Below are 4,656 nucleotides of genomic sequence, written 5' to 3' on the forward strand. Positions count from 1 at the left end.
CACAGTGATCTACCCCATCCCCGGCTCCAACCTGCCGCTCGCGACCCTGGGCACCCTGATCCTCTGGATGGGCTGGTTCGGCTTCAACGGTGGCTCCCAACTGGCGCTCTCCAGCGCCGCTGACGCCACCGCCATCGGCACCGTGTTCGTCAACACCAACGCCGCCGCGGCCGCCGGTGTGGTCGGCGCCCTGCTGGTCAGCAAGCTCACCTGGGGCAAGGCGGATCTCACCATGATCCTCAACGGCGCCCTCGGCGGCCTGGTCGCCATCACCGCCGACCCGGCCTCCCCCAGCCCGCTGTTCGCCAGCCTGATCGGCGCCCTGGCCGGTGCCCTGGTGGTCTACGCCATCGTCGCCTTCGATCGCCTGAAGATCGATGATCCGGTCGGAGCCATCTCGGTACACGGCGTCTGCGGCCTGTTCGGCCTGATGGTGGTGCCCTTCTCCAACACGAGCGCCACCTTCGGTGCCCAGTTGCTGGGTGCTGCCACCATCTTCGGCTGGGTCTTTGTCGTCTCCCTTGTGGTCTGGAGCCTGCTCAAGGCCACCATGGGCCTGCGGGTCAGCGAAGAGGAAGAGATGATGGGTGTAGATGTCCACGAGTGCGGCATCGATGCCTACCCCGAGTTCGTCAGCGTCAAATCCAGCATCTGACACGGCCATCGGATACGGGGCCCGGGGGACACCTCGGGCCCCGTTTTTTTTGGCGGCTCTGCGCCCCTGAAGGCAGGAGGACGGTTCGAGTGATGCCACTCTGCCACGCAGCCGGTGAACCACCTGCTTTGCCCCCTCCCCTTTTCAAGGGGAAAGTCGGAGTATGCCGTGCCGGCTGACGGATGGGGCCATAACCCCCTCCCCGCCTCCCCCTTGGCGGGGAGGAGCAACCAAGCGCCCCCTGTCTGGACGAATCAAATAATCGAGGTAGCAGCCAGGTAGGTTCGATTAGCGAAGCGTAATCGGACAGCGGTAACAGCATTGCTCCCTTCTCCCGTTTATTAAAAAAGGAGGAGAAGGGCTGGGGATAAGGAGCAGGAAAAAGAGAGTTCGCGGTAAACGTTGGGCTTCGCTCAACCACAACCGACACAGTGGTAGGTTGGCGCTGAGCCTGCGAAGCCCAATATACAAAACAGAATTAAAAGAACTTTAATTACGCCTTGTGATTTTGCCAAGGTCTATTTTATGTTTAATTTCCTCCCCCTTAACAGGGGGAGGTATGTTAAACAATCAATCTACAATATCATTTAATATGGATAAGTTCAGATAACATACCTATATATACAGGATACCTTTTGTATTGCATGGTATTATTTGACCACCTGAGTGATGATTGCCCACCAAGCAGACGATGACCAACCCAACGAGTGTCAATAATATTCCTACCTCCTCGTTGATTTAATAAAAGCAGACTCCCCATAAATTTCACCCAGACATCATGACTATCAAGAAGCTCCTTTCCATATAAATGCATAGAGCGGCCACTATCAAAGACAAAAAAATCCATATTCCATTGACTCATAAAGTCATTAATTACACCAAATATATCACTCGTAAACTTACTTATACCCAAATCTACCATAGGTATGTAACGTGATATATCATGATCAAAATACACTTTTGAATTTATAGCAAGCTCTTCTGATGGCCTCATGCATTTAATTTTATTATCTAACCAATCCGTGTTGACTTCAGACAAAACAACTCTGAATTCCTTGTGCGGATCAGACAAGGATGAGGGTATATATGTATATGTCTTCATTGATAGAAGAGTTAAATCAGATGAGAAGTGCTGACAATAGTTTCTAAGATGCTCTATGTATATAGATGCGGGATGTCGATTAACGTTTATTTTATTAACTGCCACGTTTAGCCCACCTTTATCCCGTTCAAAAGTTGATAGGTCTCCAAAGAGAATGAGTCTGTCATCCCTGCTATATAATCAGTAATCAAATGGCATCTTAAATTAAATTCAACCTTATCGCACACACCTTCATGCAAGGAGCGAACATATGCACGAACATGTTTATCAGATAAGAGGTTAAAAAGGCGAGTGCAAATAGCCATTTTTTTGCCGGCTTTTTTTTTCCACAATTTTGATAAAATCATCCCGACTTAATTCAAGTAAAGGAGAAAATTTATCAAGCAGTCCATATATTATAGCGTACCCACCTAACTCCATTCTTTCTGCCTCAGCAGAGGTAAATATATACTTTCTGGTAAAGTCTTTTAGAATTTCCTGTAAATCATACACCAATGTGTGCTCTCTAATTAGAGCATCTACATTCCCATTCAAGTAATCATCAAATTTAACAAAGAAATCAAAAGCTACTAGCTTCACACTCAAGTTAGTTAATGTTGTTTTGAATAGTAGAAACTTATATTCAAGTTCTTCAGTACAGTCATTAAAGTTTTCATTATATTTGCTGATTATGTATTCGGCATCCTCTATATGAGACCTCAACTTTGGCAATTCAGAATAGACAGCCCCTACATCACGATCTCGTTCACAGAAATCATATATGGATTTCTTAATGTATTTGAAGAATAGTTCGTAAGAGACGATCCCCTTTTCAAATCCATCTTCAATATCACTAATACAGTAGGATATGTCATCTGCAGCTTCCATGAGGTATGCCAATATATGCCTACCAGATACCCCCAGATCAGTCTTTATTGCGCTAACAACTTTCTCTTCCGTTGAGAAATACCCCATTTTTTTATGATGTAACTTGTTACTTCCAACTGTATCATTAGAGGCTACATATTTTATGCATGCTGCCAGTTGAGATGTCGTCAAGTTTAAACCAAATGCATCAGTCCCCTGAAGCTTTGATATAATTCTCAGCCCTTGTGGGTTGCCATCAAAATGAATAAAATCATTATAGTTATAATCACTTTCAGATAAATTTACTTTCTTTTTACCCTCCAGTATTGCCTTGTTCTCTCCAAACCATGTTGAAATAGCGGACTCTCCAAAATGACCAAAGGGAGGATTACCAACATCATGTATTAAACATGCTGTTTCAACAGTTTTTCTTATCGCAACATCCTCATCTAATATAAATTTTAGATATGGATTTATAGCCTTTCCCTTGCTGAGTTCCTCACTTATCAACTCGACTATTTTTTGTACTAAGAATACACCTATATGAGCGACTTCCATTGAATGTGTGAGTCGGCTCCTTACAGCTGCATTATTTTCCAAAGAAAATACTTGAGCTTTCATCTGCAGCCGTCTAAATGATGCAGAGTAAATATATCTAGCATGATCACTTAATGAAATAGAGGGAAAGTCATCATATTTTTTCTCAGATGGTCTAAGCCTCATTTTTGATAATACTTTCATATTAAAATCTCCATGTTATTTATCAATAATAACTATTTAATCCAACCTCTGTGCCAATCCCGAATAACGCTCGGTCTTTTTCCGCACGGCCTGGGCCAGCAGGGCGCGATCGCCGTAGAGATCGAGGCGGGCCTTGGCGCGGGTGATGCCGGTGTAGACCAGCTCACGAGTCAGGAGCGGGCTGGGGCTGTCGGGCAGCACCAGTACGGTTTGGGCAAACTCCGAGCCCTGGGATTTGTGGATGGTCATGGCGTAGACCGTCTCATGGGGGGGCAACCGGCTGGGCAGCAGGGCCCGCAGGGTGCCGTCCGGCTGCTCGAACCATACCTTGAGGCGGCCGGTGTCATCGGGCAGGCAGAGCCCCATGTCGCCGTTGTAGAGGCCGACCCCGTGGTCGTTGCGCACCACCATCACCGGGCGGCCCGCATACCAGTCGCCGTCACGCTGGATCAGCCCTGCCTTGGCGAGGGCCAGTTCGAGCCGCTCGTTGAGCCCCGTCACCCCGAAGGGGCCATCCCGCAGGGCGCAGAGGATCTGGAAGCCGTTGAACGCCTTGAACACCGCCGCCGGATCTTCTCCGGCCCGGGCCGCCTTGAGGTAGCTGCCATAACCGGCGACCCCCTGGGCAATCAAGGCGTTGTAGGCCTCCCCCGCCCAGGGGTGCAGGCGGATGTCGCCAAATCCTGCGCCCCAGACCTCCTCCACCGCCGCCCCGTCGCCGCTGTTGCAGGCCCGCGCCAACTGGCCTATGCCGGAGTGCTGGTCAAAGCGCCAGCTCTTGGAGAGCAAACAGAGGCTGTCGCGCACGCTGGCCCCCGCTGGCGTGCCTTGCAGGCGATAACCGGTCTGGCGGGAGAGCCAATCCGCCTGCGCGGGGCTGATGCCCTGTTCGATAAAGCTGCAGATATCCCCGAGCACGGCCCCCGCCTCCACCGAGGCGAGCTGATCCTTGTCGCCGAGCAGGATGAGGCGGGCATGGCTCGGCAGTGCATCCAGCAGGCGCGCCATCATCGGCAGGTCCACCATGGAGGCCTCGTCCACCACCAGCAAGTCCAGGTGCAGCGGGTTGCCTCTGTGATGGCGGAACTGGCTGCGCCCGGGGATCACCCCGAGCAGCCGGTGCAGGGTGCCCGCCTCGGTGGGGATGGCCTCCACCCACTCGGGGGGCAGATCCAGGGCCTGCAGGGCAGCGCCGATACTCTCGGTCAGACGCGCCGCCGCCTTGCCGGTGGGGGCCACCAGCCGGATCGCCGGGGCCTTGCCCCCTTGCAGGCCGGTCTCCACCAGGATGGCGAGGAGCTTGGCCACCGTG

4 protein-coding genes and 1 pseudogene are annotated in these 4,656 nt (G+C 51.1%); 1 reads left to right on the forward strand and 4 read right to left on the reverse strand.

Annotated features, from left to right (window positions below; translation table 11 throughout):
- Positions 1–655 (forward strand): annotated as a pseudogene (locus AACR77_RS01140) (ammonium transporter); the annotation flags it as partial.
- A 583-nt stretch (positions 656–1,238) separates the two neighbouring features.
- Here the strand turns inward: AACR77_RS01140 and AACR77_RS01145 are convergent.
- From AACR77_RS01145 to recD, 4 genes are all read right to left on the reverse strand, one after another.
- A complete protein-coding gene (locus tag AACR77_RS01145) occupies positions 1,239–1,694 on the reverse strand; it encodes a primase 1D-like protein (RefSeq protein WP_134997310.1) in 456 nt (151 codons plus the stop codon).
- Between the two features lie 170 nt (positions 1,695–1,864).
- Positions 1,865–2,104 carry a hypothetical protein gene (locus tag AACR77_RS23060; RefSeq protein ID WP_081999353.1) on the reverse strand — a complete coding sequence of 80 codons (240 nt, stop codon included), beginning with the start codon at positions 2,102–2,104 and terminating at the stop codon, positions 1,865–1,867.
- Positions 2,037–3,344, reverse strand: a complete 1,308-nt coding sequence (gene dgt, locus AACR77_RS01150) for a dGTP triphosphohydrolase (RefSeq protein WP_081999354.1) — start codon at positions 3,342–3,344, stop codon at positions 2,037–2,039. Before dgt ends, AACR77_RS23060 begins: the two co-directional genes overlap by 68 nt.
- Positions 3,345–3,380: 36 nt before the next feature.
- Positions 3,381–4,656 (reverse strand): exodeoxyribonuclease V subunit alpha (gene recD, locus AACR77_RS01155; protein WP_042879285.1); only part of this gene is annotated, 1,276 nt, incomplete at its 5' end.

The sequence above is a fragment of the Aeromonas sp. ZOR0002 genome (assembly GCF_963866995.1).
GTDB classification, from domain to species: Bacteria; Pseudomonadota; Gammaproteobacteria; order Enterobacterales; family Aeromonadaceae; genus Aeromonas; species Aeromonas caviae.